Raw genomic sequence first — 13265 nt, 5'->3', positions numbered from 1 at the left:
GAGGAGATGACGGTGTCGCTCGACGATAAGACTCTGATCGACCGGGAAGTGTTCGCGCGTGCGCGTGCCGAGCTCGGCGCGGGTTTCGTCCGCATCCTCGGCTATTTCCGTGAGGATGGGGTCAAGTCGGTCGGCGCGATCGAAGCGGCGATGCGGGCGCAGAATGCCGCGGCGATGGTGATCCCCGCGCACACGCTCAAGGGCGAAGCGCTGCAGTTTGGCGCCGAGCCGCTCGGGGTACTGGCGGAGCGGATCGAAATGATCGCGCGCGACTGCCTGGAAAATCACGATACGCCCGATCAGGCGCTCAGCGATGTCGTCGCGTTGCGACCGCTGTTCGAGGCGACGCTGGCCAAGCTCGACCGCGAATCGAACCCGCTGGTCGAACGCCGTCCGCAGTTCGGGCGACGCGTCGGATAGGGTCGAGGCCCGCTAGGGTTGGGATTGATTCTAGCAGTGTTACCTACATCCGTTCGGGCTGAGCTTGTCGAAGCCCTGATCTCAACACGCGGTCTGATCGCTCGCCGAGACGTGCCCTTCGACAGGCTCAGGGCGAACGGTGTGCGCTGAAAGCGGCTACAAAACGTCCGAGCGTTCGAACGGCAGGGGCATCTCCCGCCACCGCCGTCCCGCGTTACGCGCGCAGCCGCTCGATCGCCTGGGCGAGCGCGACGTACAATTTGCCCATGTCCGACGACAGCACGGTGACCCCGAGCGGCGAGCCGTCGCGCTGCGACAGGATCGCGCGGAGCATCGCCTCGAAATCGTGGATGTAGCGATTGACCTGCTCGCGGAAGGCCGGGTCCTCGTCGTGCAGCCGCGCAATCTCGCGGGCCTCGCCGGCTTCGATCAGGCGCACTGCGCGCCGCGTGAACACGCCGCGATCGCCCTTGAGATAGGCCGACCATGCGCTGTCCGAAACATCGGTCGAGAAGGCCTTGGCGATGTCGATCGACGCCGAATTGAGCGATTCGATCAGCAATGACACGCGCCGCGTGAGGGTGTCCTGGTCGGCCTTGTCGCGGTCCTCGCGCGCTTCCTGCAACCGCGTCTCGACCAGCGCGGTCGAATCCGCGATCGCGAGCATCTGCCGGGTGAGCCGTTCCGATGCGCGCGCGGCGGCGTCGGCAGCCGCCTCGGCCGCCTCGCCGATGCTCGCAAGGTGGCGATCGACCGCGCCGCTGGTCGCGCGCTCGAGCGCGGCGGCGCTTTCTTCCTCGAGTGCGTGCGCCGCCTCGGGAATAACCGTCGCCAGCGTCTCGCGCGCACGATCGGCGGCGGCGCTGGCGCTGTCGCGGACGCGCAGCAGCGCTTCGACCAGCCGCGGTGCGGCTTCCTCGGCGAAGCGGTGCGTGCGGTCGATCGTATCGTCGACCATCAGGCCGAGCGCATCGGCCTTGACCTTGCCGTCGGTCAGCGTGTCGAGCAGCGTGCCGGCGAGCTTGTCGACGGTGTCGCGCTGGTTGGCGATGACATGCGCGATCGCCTCGATCGCGTCGTGCGTGCTCTCGGCTGCGGTGACGAGCGCGAGCAATTCGGGCTTGGCCTGGCCGACTGCGCGACGGGTCGCCGCCATCCGCGTGTCGAGGCGGGTCAGCGCGTCGGGCAGCGTCTCGTCAATCTCGCGCGCGGCGGCGTCGAGCGCGAGCAGGAGGCGTTCGGTCGTGCTGATCGCGTTGGTCGCCATCGTGTCGCCAGTCATCAGCGCTTCGGTCATCGCCTCGGCCGATCCGCCGAGCGCGCTGATCGATGCAGCCAGTTCCTGCGTGCGCACGACACCCTGCGCGTGCAGCGTGTCGAAGCTGCCCGAAACGCGCGCGACGCCGTGACCGATCTCCTCGACGATCGCGCCGCTGAGGTCGCGCTGTTGGCCAAGGCGGCCGGCGACGCGGTCGATCAGGGTCTCGATTTCGGTAATGCGGCCGGCGAGGCCCTCCGCGCTGTCGCGCGCGGCCCGATCGAGCGCGGCCTGATTGGTGCCGAGCATTGCCAGCATTGCCTCGCCCTGCGCGGCGATGCCCTTGCGTGCTTCGTCGACCGCGTCGGCGGTGCGGCCGAGCAGGCCATCGACCGCGTGCGACATCTCGTCAGTGACCTGCTCGAGTCGCGCGCCGGCGGTTTCGCTGGTCGCTTCCATCCGGGTGATGTGCGCGGCGAGCTTCTGCGCGGCACCGTTAGCGACGGCGTCGGCTTCGCGGCCGCGTTCGGACAGCGCGGTGAGTTGCGCGTCGAGCGCGGCGGTATGTTCGCTCGCGGCGATGCCGGTGGCCTTGAGCGTCTGCGCCAGCGCATCGGTCTCGCCATGCGCGCGTGGCAGCAAGGCGAGCAGCACTTCGAGCCGGGTGTGCGCCTGGTCGGCGGCGGTGGCGAGCGTCGCGGCATGGGCATCGGCCGCGGCGACCTGGTCGGCGAGTCCGCTGCCGACGGTGGCAAGGCGCAGCACCGCACCGTCGCCGAGCGCCATCAGGGCGGTGGTCTGCTCGGCGAGGTTGGCGCGATGCGTGTCGATCGTATGCGCCAGCGTCGCCACGGTCCGTTCGAGACTGGCGGATTCGGCGCGCATCGCCTGCGCGGTGCGCCCGAAGCGCCGTGCCTCGGTGCGGCTTGTGCGCAATGCGAGCAACAGCCCGATCCCGATCAGCGCCGGCGGCACGCACAGGCTGGCAAGGAAGCTCGTCAACGCAGGCGGGGTCAGCGTTGCCAGACTGCTCCACGACAGCGCGACCATCGTGGCGATCCACGCCAGCGACACCAGCGCGCCGAGCAGAGCGTACCACAGGCCGAAATCGCGTCCCGAGTCCGTGGGTGCATCGTCGTCGAGGTCGAAGGCCAGCGCGGTCGGATCCTGATAGGCAGGCGTGGCGGCGGCAGGCTGCACAGCGTCGTCCGCTGGGCCGCTCCCCGCTGGTGCGGCGCCATGCGGCCGCAAGTCGATGATACGCGAACCCCCGTTCATACCAATCCGTTTACCATGATTGTGCCACCCGCAAAGCGAATAGCGAAACCTTAGCTTAAGGCTTTATTGGGTATGAATATACCCATGGCGTATGATCCCGGTGCAATCGATGCAACATTGGCTGCAGCAGTGGGCGACGAGCCTGCGCTGATTGCCGAATTGCGCGAGGCCTTTATCGAGAGCGTCAAACGCGGGCTAAGCGTGCTGGAGGCGGCACAGGGTGATGCGGCGTGGCGCGCGGCGGCATTCCGGCTCCGCGGGCTGGCAGCGAGCTTCGGCGCGGTTCGGTTGATGGCGATTGCGACCGAGGCAGCCGAGGTGTGTGCCCAGGATCCCGCCTTGCTGCGACGTCTGCGGCGCGCGGTCGAGCGGCTGTGACGCCGCGACGGGCTTTGCGTTCAGCGCGTTAAGCCCGTAACAGCCACGCGATGCTGGCTGGACTGATTTTTGCGACCGAAGATGCCGATGACCGCACGGGCGTGCTCGCGGCGACGCTGCCGTTCGGCGGGCTGACGCTGATCGAGTTTCAAGCGCGGCTGCTCGCCGCCGCCGGGGCGACGCAGATCATCCTCGTCGTCGCGCGGATGACCCCCGAATTGCTCGGTGCGATCAGCCGGATCGGGCGGCGTGGCGTCTCGGTCGACGCGGTGCGGACCGCCGCCGAGACCGTCGAGAAATTGCATCCGCTGGCGCGCGTGCTGGTCGTCGCAGACAGCGTGGTGACGACCGGGGACATCGTCCACGCGATCGCCGCGACGCCGCATGACACGTTGCTTGTCACCGATGAAGGCGATCCGCGCTACGAGCGTGTCGGGGTCGCGACCGCCTGGGCCGGGCTCGCGCTGATCGACGGCAAGCGCATCGCCGAGGTGGCGGCCTTGCCGCGCGATTATGATTTTCAGTCGACGCTGTTGCGCGTCGCGGCGCAGGCCGGCGCCGAACACGTCCATCTCGACCCACAGATGGCGACCAGCCATAGCATCGAGCGCGGCACGCACGCCCTCGCGCGGCGCGGCAACGGCACGGTCGCGGCGCTCGTCGCGACGCCGCTGCGCTGGGCCGAGCGATTCCTGATCGCGCCGCTGGTGCGGCTCGCGCTGCCACCGCTGATGGCGCGCGGGGTTGCCACTGTCGGCGTGCTGGCCGGCTCGGCAGTGCTGGCGCTGGCGGGCTGCATCACGCTGTACGCCGGCCGCCCCGCGATCGGGATGGTGATGGCGTGCGTCGCGATCGTCGTCGCCGGAATCGCCAAGGCGCTGGCGTGGGTACGCGACGAGGCCGGCCTGGCGCGGGTCGCCGAGCACGCCGGGCCAGCGCTGGCGGCGATCGCCAGCCTACTCGTCGGCTTCGGCGCGGCGCAGCCGGCGGGGGCTATCCTGGCGGTCGCATTGCTGATCGTCGCGACCTTGCTCGAGCGCGCGGCGGCGCCGTCGCGCCAGCGCCGCTGGTGGGCGAGCCCGGCGGCCTATCCGGCCGTACTGTTGGTGCTGCTGGTCGCCGGCCAGCCGCTGCTCGGGCTCGCGCTGGCCGGGCTCTATGCCGCGGCGACTCTTTCTGCGGCAATTGAGGGGTTTCGTGAAAAGCCTTAGCTTGGCTTTAACGACAACGCCGTAGACGCTGGTTCATGTCGATTACCCGTCGTGACACGGATGAGGGCGCCCACGGCGGCGCCGAGGCGTTGCTCGACCGGGCAGCGGCCGCGGATATGCGTGCCGATGCGCGGCTGCGCGTGGCGATCGACGATTTCTATTTGAGCGACGCAGCCCGACTCGACGACCGCACGCGACTCGCGATGACGGCGGTTTTCGCCGATTTGGCGCGCAGCATCGAAGCGGCGGTGCGCGGGCATGCCGCGCGGCTGCTTGCGGCGCGTGGGGCGGTGCCGCTCGCGGATGCGATCAAGGCCGAGGCGACAATGCTGCTGCCGCGGCTGGTCGGCGCGGGTTTGGTGCGCGATCCCGAACTGATGCGCGAACTGTTCGGCCGCGTCCGGCAGGATCTGCTCGCCGAAGCGCTGCCAAGCGAAGCGCCCGACGATCCCGATCGCGCGAGCCTGTTGCCGCGGCTGATCGGTGCGTCGGACGCGGTCGTTGCGACACGCGCGCGGGCGTTGCTGTCGGCGGAAAGTCGCCGCCGCCTGCCGACGGCCCCTGACCGACCGGTGTCGACCGAGCTGCCCGCCGAACTCCATCACCGCCTCGTCTGGTGGATCGCGGCCGCGCTGCGCGAGCGGTTTGCCGAAACCGCCGGTGATGCGCTCGCCGAGCTCGATCGCGCGCTGGCCGAAGCGGCGATGCGCGCGATTGCCGCGCATGACGAAGGCGATCGGCTCGAGGCGGTCGCGCTGCGGCTGGCCGCCGCGCTCGACCCGCAGGCGAACGAGTTTGCCGGGCTGCTGGTCGAGGCGCTCGCCGACCGGCGACTGTCGCTGTTCATCGCCTTGCTCGCGCACGCGCTGGGGCTCGATTATGGCGATGCGCGCGAGATCGTGCTCGACCCCGGCGACGAACGGCTGTGGCTGCTGTTGCGCGCCCTGGAACTCGATCGCGACTCCATCGCCCGGATCGGCCTCGCGTTGAGCGAGGGCGATCCGACGCGCGACGTCGATCAGTTCGCCGACGCGCTCGACGAGATCGTCGCGGTCGCCCCAGTGACGGCCCGCCACGCCCTGGCGCCGTTATTGCTGCACCGCGATTATCGCGCGGCGATGGTTGCGCTAGGACGCGGACGATGAACGTGACAAAACCGATGCTGCCGCCGGTGCACGGACGGCTCGATCGCGACGGGCGGCTGGTCGAGGCCGACCCGCGGTTGCAGGATTTCAACGCGCGCGCCGGCGGCGGGATCGGGCAGCCGCTCGCCGTCCCGCAACTGGCGACGATCGCGCGGCTGGCGCAGCGGCTCGGCATCCTCGTCTCGCGCGGCGTGATCGCCGCGGACGGCGACGACGATCTCGATCTGTGGGTGCGCGCGCAGCCCGACGCCGGCGGTGTGCGCCTGGCGATCACCGGCTGGCGCAGTCGCGCGCCCTGGTATCCGAGCGCATCCGACGACGATCGCGCGGCGGACTTCGTGCGCAGCGACGCCGACTGGCTGTGGGAGACCGACAGCGCGCTGCGGCTCACCTTCCTGTCGGTCGACGCCGGGGTCCGCCACGGTTTCGATACCGCGGCAATGCTCGGCCAGCCGTTGACCCGCCTGTTCGTGCTGGGCGAAGGTGAGGCCGGCGCGTTTCCGATGCTCGGCGGGCTTGCGTTGCAGCAGCGCTTCGATGCGCAACCCGCGACGATCCGCGACAGCGGACAGGCGGTCCGGCTCTCGGCGAAACTCCGCACCGATGCGAGCGGTGGCTTCGCCGGCTTCGTTGGCGCGGCCAAGCTGGTTGAGGAGGAAACCCCCGACGCCGCGTCCGTATCGGATCCGGCCCAAACCACCAGCGCGTTCGCGGCACGGCTCGATCTGGCGCTGCGCGCGCCGCTCGGTCGGATCATCGCCAATGCCGACAGCATTCACGCGCAGTCGGAAGGACCGCTGCGGCAGGATTATGCCGACTATGCCGCCGATATCGCCAGCGCGGGCCGCCACCTGATGGGGCTGGTCGACGATCTCGTCGATCTGCAGGCGATCGAACGTCCCGATTTCGTCGTCGCGGCGGAAGCCCTCGACCTTGCCGACGTCGCGCGACGCGCGGCGGGACTGCTGCAGGTGCGGGCGGCGGATTCGAAGGTGCGGATCGACCGGCCGTCGTTTGGCGAGACGCTCGCCGCGACGGGGGAATTCCGCCGGGCGCTGCAGATCCTGGTCAATCTGATCGGTAATGCGGTGCGCTATTCACCTGCCGACGGGATCGTCTGGGTGCGCGCCGAGCGCGAGGGCAACCTCGCCGCGATCATCGTCGCCGACCAGGGCAAGGGTATTGCGCTCGAGGATCAGGCGCGGATTTTCGACAAATTCGAGCGCGTCGATCCGCGTGAGGCGGGCGGCAGCGGGCTCGGTCTGTATATCGCCCGGCGCCTTGCGCGCGCGATGGGCGGGAACGTGACGGTCGATTCGGCGCCGGGGCAGGGGGCTCGGTTCGTCTTCACGCTGCCGGCGGCTTAGTCGTCCTGACGTCACCCCAGCCTTGTGCCGGGGCCTACCGTGCCGCGCGTTCTACGCGGGCAGTACGCGTATCGGAGTGGGCCCCGGCACAAGGCCGGAGTGACGGTTAACCGTGGCTCAGCGCCGCGCCCACCAGATCAGCCCAGCGCCGGCGAGCGCGACGATCGCGCCATAGAGCACCCAGCTTCCCTGCTTGAGCATGAAGCTTGAGGCCGGCCACATGATGAGCCCGGCCCCCTGGCCTGCGAACAGCAGGCCGAACGCGAGGATCAAGACGCCTGCCACCAGGACGAGCGCCTTGATCACGCTCACTTACGGTCAGCCAGCGGCACGAAGTCGCGCTGCGTCGGGCCGGTGTAGAGCTGGCGCGGACGGCCGATCTTCTGCTCCGGATCCGAGATCATCTCGTTCCACTGCGCGACCCAGCCGACGGTGCGGGCGAGGGCGAACAATGCCGTGAACATCGTCGTCGGGAAGCCGATCGCCGAGAGGATCACGCCCGAATAGAAATCGACGTTCGGGAACAGCTTCTTCTCGATGAAGTATGGATCGCTCAGCGCCATTTCCTCGAGCGCGATCGCGACGTCGAACACCGGATCGGTCACGCCGAGCTCGCCGAGCACTTCGCGCACGGTCTGCTGCATCACGGTCGCGCGGGGATCGTAATTCTTGTAGACGCGGTGACCGAAGCCCATCAGGCGGAACGGATCGTTCTTGTCCTTGGCGCGCGCGATGTACTCGGGGATGCGGTCGACGGTACCGATCTCGCGCAGCATGTTGAGCGCCGCTTCATTGGCGCCGCCATGCGCCGGGCCCCACAGGCAGGCGATGCCCGCCGCGATGCACGCGAACGGGTTTGCGCCCGACGAGCCTGCGAGACGCACGGTCGAAGTCGACGCGTTCTGCTCGTGGTCGGCGTGGAGGATGAAGATGCGGTCCATCGCCTTCTCGACGACGGGGTTCACGACATATTCCTCGGCCGGAACGCCGAAGGTCATCTGCAGGAAGTTGCCGGTGTAGCTGAGGTTGTTCTTCGGCGACATGAACGGCTGGCCGATGGAATATTTGTACGCCATCGCGGCGATCGTCGGCATCTTGGCGATGAGGCGATGGCTCGCGATCATGCGCTGCTGCGGATCGGTGATGTCGGCCGAATCCTGGTAGAAGGCCGAGAGCGCGCCGACGACGCCGCACATGATCGCCATCGGATGCGCGTCACGACGGAAGCCGCGGTAGAAGGTCGCGAGCTGCTCGTGCAGCATCGTGTGGCGGCTGATCGTGTAGCTGAACTTGTCGAGCTCGTCCTTGGTCGGCAGCTCGCCGTTGAGGAGGAGGTGGCAGACCTCCATGAAGGTCGACTGCTCGGCGAGCTGGCCGATCGGATAACCGCGGTGGAGCAGCACGCCCTCGTCACCGTCGATATAGGTGATCGCCGAGTCGCACGATGCGGTCGAGGTAAAGCCCGGATCGTAGGTGAACATGCCGGTCTGGGCGTAGAGCTTGCGGATATCGATCACATCGGGACCGACGCTGCCCGACAGGACCTTCATTTCGAGGTCCTTGCCTGCGGCGTTCAGCTTGACGGGGTCAGTCATCGGTCGTCCTTTCGAAATCTCTAGAAAGCCGCTTCAAGCGGTCATCTGGTCGGCGATCCGCCCCAGACTCTCGTCGCGCCCGAGCAGATCGAGCACATCGAAGATTCCGGGCGAGGTCTTGCGCCCGGTCAATGCGGCGCGCAGCGGCTGCGCAACCTGACCGAGCTTGACCCCCGCGGTCTCGGCGACCTGCCGGACCGCAGCTTCGAGCGTCTCCGTATCCCAGCTTTCGGTTGCGTCAAGCGCGACGTGAAGCTGAGCGAGTAACGCCCGCGCATCCGGGCCCAGCAGCGCCGTCACCTCGGCGTGCATTTCCAACGGCCGGACGTGGAAAAGAAAGGCTGTGCCCGCCGCCAGTTCGTTAAGGTTGGCAGCCCGCGGCTTGAGCGAGGCCATGCTGCGACGCAGGACATCGGCCTGCCGGACGGTAGGTTCGAAATCGAGCCGCGGGGTGATCAGCTCGGCAAGTCGGGCATCGTCCGCCTGCCGGATATATTGGCCGTTAAGGTTGTCGAGTTTCTTCAGATCGAACCGCGATGGTGATTTCCCGACACCGTCAAGCTCGAACCACGCGATCGCCTGTTCGCGGCTGATCACCTCGTCGTCACCATGGCCCCAGCCCAGCCGAAGCAGATAATTGTCGAGCGCTTCGGGCAGCACGCCGAGCTCATCGCGATAATATTCGACACCGACCGCGCCATGGCGCTTCGACAGCTTGGCGCCGTCCGATCCGTGGATCAGCGGGATGTGCGCATAGACTGGGTCGGGCCAGCCACCCTCGATGCTGTTCATCGCGCGGATGATCGGAAGCTGGCGAAAGGCGTTGTTGAGATGGTCGTCGCCACGAATCACATGGGTGACGCCCATGTCGTGATCGTCGACCACCACCGCGAGCATATAGGTCGGCGTTCCGTCCGAGCGCAGCAGGACGAGATCGTCGAGCTCGGCATTCTGGACCGTCACCGAACCCTGGACGCGATCCTCGATCGTCGTCGCGCCATCGAGCGGTGCCTTGAGGCGGACGACGAACGGGCGGTTTTCGTCCGACGAATCGATGTCGCGATAGGGGCTGCGCACCCGCAGCGGCTTCTTCGCTGCGTCCGCGGCGGCCCGCATTGCGGCGAGCTCGTCCTGCGTCAGATAGCAGCGATAGGCGTGGCCATGCTCGACCATCTGATGCGCGACGGCGGCGTGGCGCTCGGCCCGCGCGGATTGGAAAACCGCGTCGCCGTCCCAATCGAGCCCGAGCCAACTGAGCGAGGTGAGAATCGCATCGATCGCCGGCTGGGTCGAGCGCGCGCGATCGGTATCCTCGATTCGCAGCAGGAATTGGCCGCCATGGTGGCGGGCGTAAAGCCAGTTGAACAAAGCGGTGCGCGCACCGCCGATGTGCAGAAACCCGGTCGGCGAAGGCGCGAACCGGGTTACGACCTTGGTGTCGGATGCGCCGGCGGCGGGGGCCGCGGCGGGGTCAGATATTGCGCTCAATCGCGCATGCTCCCAGACTAGAGATTGGATGGCCGGATCAGCCTTGAGCGCCTCTAGCACGCACCTTCCCGCGCTTCAAATCGGCGCGATCCGGGGGGCGTTACGCGACTGCGCGAGACTGGCAGCGCAGAGTGGGGGGCAATTCGAAAGATGGCTCGACGCCGAGCGCGATCAACTGGTGCTCTGGCTGCCGGTCGCGCTGGGGGCGGGCGTCGCCTTGTGGTTCCTGCTGCCCGATTCCTCCGCATGGGCCGCCGTGGCGCTCGGGGCGCTGGCGATCGCGCTGCTGGCGGTTGCGCTCGGGCGCGGTGGGCGCGCGGCGAGGGTCGTCGCGGTCGGTGGCGTCGCGGTGGCGTTGGGGATCGGGCTGATCTGGCTGCGAGCCGAGCGCGTCGCGCATCCGGTGCTGCGCGAACCGGCGATCGTGACCTTCCTTGCCCGCGTCGAGCGCGTCGAGCCATTGTCGATGCGCGATCTGGTGCGCGTGCAACTGGCGCCGCTGCGCGTAGTCGCGGAGGCTGCGCCGAACGGACGCAGGCGCGCGCTGCCGGTGCTGCCGCCACGCGTCCGCGTCAATCTGGCGACGCTCGATGTGCCCGTGGGCCTCGCCTCCGGCGCGACGTTGCGGCTTTCCGCGCGATTGATGCCGCCGCCGACGGCGGCGGTGCCGGGAGCTTACGACTATGCGCGGACCGCTTGGTTCGACGGGATCGGCGCGACGGGGCGGGGTTTCGGACCAATCGCGATCGTGGCTGGGTCTGCCACGACCGGCGGTGGACTGCGGATGCGGCTGTCGCAGCATATCCAGACAAGCGTCGGCGGCGGCGGCGCGGGCGGGATCGCCGCCGCGTTGGTGACGGGCGACCAGGGCAGCATTCCGCTTGCCGATAGCGATGCGATGCGGCGGTCGGGGCTCGCGCATCTGCTGTCGGTCAGCGGGTTGCACATCACTGCAGCGGTCGGGGCGGTCATGCTGCTGGTCAGTCGACTCCTCGCGCTCAGCCCGTGGCTGGCGCTGCGGATGCGCGTGCCGTTGATCGCGGCGGCGGCGGGGGCGCTGGCGGCGATCGGCTATACCTTGCTGACCGGGGCCGCCGTGCCAACGATCCGCTCGTGCGTCGCGGCGCTGCTGGTGCTGGTCGCGCTGGCGCTCGGGCGCGAGGCGCTGACGCTGCGATTGGTCGCGGCGGGGGCGACGATCGTCCTGCTGCTCTTTCCAGAGGCGCTGGGCGGGCCGAGCTTCCAGCTGTCGTTTGCCGCGGTTGCCGCGATCGTCGCGTTGCATGAGCATCCGCGGGTCCGCGACTGGTTCGGCCCGCGCGAGCAAAGCCGGCTCGCTGCGGGCGCCCGCGCGTTCGCCTCGCTCCTGCTGACGGGGATCGTGGTCGAACTGGCGCTGGTGCCGATCTCGCTGTTCCATTTCCACAAGGCCGGGCTTTACGGCGCGATTGCCAATATAGTGGCCATCCCGCTCACGACCTTCGTGACGATGCCGCTCGAGGCGCTGGCGCTGCTTTTCGACGCGGTCGGCGCGGGGGCGCCCTTCTGGTGGCTGACGGCGCGCTCGCTCGATCTGCTGTTGTGGATCGCGCATGCGACCGCGGCGATCCCGGGCTCGGTCGCGCCGTTGCCCGCGATGCCGGCCGGGGCCTATGGCGTGATGGTCGCGGGTGGGTTGTGGATCGCATTGTGGCGCACGCAATGGCGGCGCTTGGGGGCTCTACCGTTGCTGATCGGGGCCGCGTGGGCGCTCGCGACCCCGCCGCCCGACCTTCTCGTCACCGGCGATGGACGGCATGTCGCAATCCGAACCGCCGATGGCGGGTTGGCGCTGCTGCGCGACCGGACCGGCGACTACACCGCCGACACGATGGCGGAAAATGGCGGGATTACGGACTTGCCGGTATTGCTGTCCGAGCAGCGAGACGCCCGCTGCAGCCGCGATCTGTGCCTGATGACGCGGATGGCTGGCGGGCGGCAGTGGCGCGTGCTTGCGACGCGAAGCGGCTATCTCGTTCCCACCGCCGATCTCGTCGCGGCCTGCGCGGAGGCCGACATCGTGATCAGCGAGCGGCGGTTGCCGCGGCGGTGCGCGCCGCACTGGCTGAGGCTCGATCGGCCGACGTTGGCGCGCACGGGCGGCATCGCTATTGCGTTCCCGTCGCGCTCGGTGCGGACCGTGCGCCACGCGGGCGACCGCCATCCGTGGATCGCGGCGACTGATGCCGGGGTGGTCCGCCGAGCACCACGGTGGAGACGACGTGGGAATACGCGGCAGGCGCACTGACGAATGGGCTGCGATCGCGACCTGCAGGCGCCGGCAGACGAACCGGGTCAGGATGCGCGCGACCAACGATGGCCTAGGCCAACGCGGTCTCGCGTCCCGCTGTGCGAGGTTCAGTCGTAGCGTCGCAGGATACCGGCCAGCTTGCCCTGCACCCGGACTTGCGCGGGGGCATAGCGCTGCGGATCATAGGCGCGGTTCGCCGGATCGAGCCGCACCATCGCGCCTTCGCGGCGGAAGAATTTGAGCGTGGCCTCGCTCTCCTCGATCAGCGCCACGACAATCTCGCCGTCGCGCGCGATGTCCTGGCGTTTGATCAGCGCGTAATCGCCATCGAGGATCCCGGCCTCGACCATCGAATCGCCCGACACTTCGAGCGCATAATGTTCGCCGCTGCCGAGCAGCGCGGCGGGGACGGCGAGCATTGATGCGCCCTCGAATGCCTCGATCGGCACGCCGGCGGCGATCCGGCCGTGCAGCGGGATCTCGATCACGTCGTTGGCGGGTTCGGGAACGTGGCGAACGTTGCTTGCAACCGGGCTCGGTGCGGCCGCCTTGCCTGCAGGCTTGGTGCCTCGCTCGGGCATCTTGAGCACTTCGAGCGCGCGGGCGCGGTTGGGCAGACGGCGGATGAACTGGCGTTCCTCGAGCGCGCTAATCAGGCGGTGTACCCCTGACTTCGATTTGAGATCGAGCGCTTCCTTCATTTCCTCGAAGGACGGCGAAACCCCGGTCTCGTCGAGCCGGTCGTTGATGAAGCAGATCAGCTCATGCTGCTTGCGGGTAAGCATCGCGGCGCCCTTTCGTCGGAACAGACGACGAACCTATACGGAACGAAAAA

11 protein-coding genes are annotated in these 13265 nt (G+C 68.6%); 6 read left to right on the top strand and 5 right to left on the bottom strand.

What is annotated here, in order from left to right:
* The first annotated feature begins 6 nt into the window (after positions 1-6).
* Entirely contained in the window at positions 7-420 is a 414-nt protein-coding gene (locus tag U1872_RS05860; protein WP_332791956.1) for an Hpt domain-containing protein, read from the top strand.
* A gap of 214 nt (positions 421-634) precedes the next feature.
* Here the strand turns inward: U1872_RS05860 and U1872_RS05855 are convergent, their stop codons facing one another.
* Entirely contained in the window at positions 635-2878 is a 2244-nt protein-coding gene (locus U1872_RS05855) for a hypothetical protein (protein WP_332791955.1), read from the bottom strand.
* 162 nt (positions 2879-3040) lie between these two features.
* Between U1872_RS05855 and U1872_RS05850 the strand changes: the two genes are divergently transcribed.
* From U1872_RS05850 to U1872_RS05835, 4 genes are read left to right on the top strand one after another with little or no spacing between them, the layout of a single operon-like run.
* Positions 3041-3334, top strand: coding sequence for an Hpt domain-containing protein (locus tag U1872_RS05850; RefSeq protein ID WP_332792766.1), 294 nt, complete (start codon positions 3041-3043; stop codon positions 3332-3334).
* A gap of 50 nt (positions 3335-3384) precedes the next feature.
* Positions 3385-4545, top strand: a complete 1161-nt coding sequence (locus tag U1872_RS05845) for a hypothetical protein (RefSeq protein ID WP_332791954.1) — start codon at positions 3385-3387, stop codon at positions 4543-4545.
* Between the two features lie 35 nt (positions 4546-4580).
* On the top strand, positions 4581-5690 hold the full coding sequence (locus U1872_RS05840; protein ID WP_332791953.1) for a DUF2336 domain-containing protein: 1110 nt from the start codon (positions 4581-4583) through the stop codon (positions 5688-5690).
* Positions 5687-7057, top strand: coding sequence for a sensor histidine kinase (locus tag U1872_RS05835; RefSeq protein ID WP_332791952.1), 1371 nt, complete (start codon positions 5687-5689; stop codon positions 7055-7057). The genes U1872_RS05840 and U1872_RS05835 overlap by 4 nt, the downstream gene beginning before the upstream one ends.
* Before the next feature lie 117 nt (positions 7058-7174).
* On the opposite strand, the gene U1872_RS05830 is transcribed toward U1872_RS05835, so the two are convergent.
* The 3 genes from U1872_RS05830 to gltX are packed head-to-tail and all read right to left on the bottom strand — an operon-like array spanning position 7175 to position 10140.
* Complete coding sequence (locus U1872_RS05830) at positions 7175-7369, bottom strand: hypothetical protein (protein ID WP_332791951.1); 195 nt, start codon at positions 7367-7369, stop codon at positions 7175-7177.
* Positions 7366-8652 (bottom strand): citrate synthase, encoded by a 1287-nt coding sequence (locus tag U1872_RS05825; protein WP_332791950.1) that lies wholly within the window; start codon positions 8650-8652, stop codon positions 7366-7368. The genes U1872_RS05830 and U1872_RS05825 overlap by 4 nt, the downstream gene beginning before the upstream one ends.
* Positions 8653-8685: 33 nt before the next feature.
* Entirely contained in the window at positions 8686-10140 is a 1455-nt protein-coding gene (gene gltX / locus U1872_RS05820; RefSeq protein ID WP_332791949.1) for a glutamate--tRNA ligase, read from the bottom strand.
* 28 nt (positions 10141-10168) lie between these two features.
* Between gltX and U1872_RS05815 the strand changes: the two genes are divergently transcribed.
* Positions 10169-12427 carry a ComEC/Rec2 family competence protein gene (locus U1872_RS05815; RefSeq protein WP_332791948.1) on the top strand — a complete coding sequence of 753 codons (2259 nt, stop codon included), beginning with the start codon at positions 10169-10171 and terminating at the stop codon, positions 12425-12427.
* Positions 12428-12537: 110 nt separating this feature from the next.
* Here the strand turns inward: U1872_RS05815 and lexA are convergent, their stop codons facing one another.
* Positions 12538-13215: a transcriptional repressor LexA gene (gene lexA / locus U1872_RS05810; protein ID WP_332791947.1), complete on the bottom strand. Its 678-nt coding sequence runs from the start codon at positions 13213-13215 to the stop codon at positions 12538-12540.
* Positions 13216-13265 lie beyond the last annotated feature (50 nt).

Origin of the sequence: Parasphingomonas frigoris, assembly GCF_036663815.1 — a bacterium.
Taxonomy (GTDB): Bacteria; Pseudomonadota; Alphaproteobacteria; order Sphingomonadales; family Sphingomonadaceae; genus Sphingomonas.
This window is presented reverse-complemented; position numbering and strand designations above follow the sequence as displayed.

What these genes read in the sequence shown, in the direction of transcription:
- lexA (WP_332791947.1), bottom strand. Translation starts at nt 13,215, where the DNA reads ATGCTTACCCGCAAGCAGCATGAGCTGATCTGCTTCATCAACGACCGG.
- U1872_RS05835 (WP_332791952.1), top strand. Translation starts at nt 5,687, where the DNA reads ATGAACGTGACAAAACCGATGCTGCCGCCGGTGCACGGACGGCTCGAT.
- U1872_RS05815 (WP_332791948.1), top strand. Translation starts at nt 10,169, where the DNA reads ATGGCCGGATCAGCCTTGAGCGCCTCTAGCACGCACCTTCCCGCGCTT.
- U1872_RS05860 (WP_332791956.1), top strand. Translation starts at nt 7, where the DNA reads ATGACGGTGTCGCTCGACGATAAGACTCTGATCGACCGGGAAGTGTTC.
- U1872_RS05845 (WP_332791954.1), top strand. Translation starts at nt 3,385, where the DNA reads ATGCTGGCTGGACTGATTTTTGCGACCGAAGATGCCGATGACCGCACG.
- U1872_RS05850 (WP_332792766.1), top strand. Translation starts at nt 3,041, where the DNA reads ATGGCGTATGATCCCGGTGCAATCGATGCAACATTGGCTGCAGCAGTG.
- U1872_RS05840 (WP_332791953.1), top strand. Translation starts at nt 4,581, where the DNA reads ATGTCGATTACCCGTCGTGACACGGATGAGGGCGCCCACGGCGGCGCC.
- U1872_RS05825 (WP_332791950.1), bottom strand. Translation starts at nt 8,652, where the DNA reads ATGACTGACCCCGTCAAGCTGAACGCCGCAGGCAAGGACCTCGAAATG.